The sequence below is a fragment of the Sphingobium sp. PNB genome (genome assembly GCF_019873065.1).
Taxonomy (GTDB): Bacteria; Pseudomonadota; Alphaproteobacteria; order Sphingomonadales; family Sphingomonadaceae; genus Sphingobium; species Sphingobium fuliginis.
In genome coordinates, this window is sequence record NZ_JAINEZ010000224.1 from 1 (window position 1) to 852 (window position 852).

Here is an 852-nt window from a genome sequence, read left to right on the forward strand (position 1 = left end):
TAGGTTTCGTGGACAAAGGGTATCCATTGCAGGGCTGAGACGAGATTGACGAAGCCGAGGTAGGACTCTTTGGTTTTGTCGTATCGAGTTGCGATACGCCGCCAGTTCTTGAGTTTGTTGAAGAGGCGTTCGACAAGATTGCGCCAACGGTATTTTTCGCGATCGTGTGGGATTGGATCGCGCCGATTGCTTTTGGCGGGAATGACAGCCTCAACGTCAGCATTGGCCAATTCCTCGCGGATGGCATCTGCATCGTAGCCCTTGTCCGCCAACAATGCCTCGATCTTATTAGCAATCAAACGGAACAGCGGGCCAAAGCCTTGGATATCGTGGCTCTGGCCCGGCGTCAGGACAAAGCCGAGCGGTCGGCCTTTGGCATCGCAGCGGGCGTGGAGCTTTGTGCTGAATCCGCCTCGCGATCGGCCAAGCGCCTCGGTTTCCTGAGTCCCTTTTTTATGCCGACGGCACAATGATGTGCTCGGACCACGGTGCTGTCGATCATGTCCGCAGTGGCATCACGAGCCACCATTTCGCCCAGTGTCTCGAGCATCGCCTCGAACACCCCGGTCGTAACCCAGCGCCGGTAGCGGCGGAAAACGCTGTTCCACTTGCCATATTCATCCGGCAAGTGGCGCCATTGCGAACCTGTGCGGGCGATCCACATCATGCCTTCGAAATACAGCCGGTTGTCCTGTGCTGGACGACAGCCACGACCACGCTCAGATGGCAGTAATGTGCCGATGATCCCCCACTCGTCCTCCGTCAGCCCAATACGCTCGCCCAACGCCACCTCCAAAAGGCAGCCTTGAATCAACGCCCGATCCTGCTGTCAACCTTTGTCCACGAAACCTA

At 57.2% G+C, this 852-nt stretch carries 1 pseudogene; it reads right to left on the minus strand.

Going from position 1 to position 852, the window contains the following annotated elements:
• Nucleotides 1-790: pseudogene (locus K7W03_RS28425) on the minus strand (IS5 family transposase); the annotation flags it as partial.
• Between the last annotated feature and the right edge of the window lie 62 nt (nt 791-852).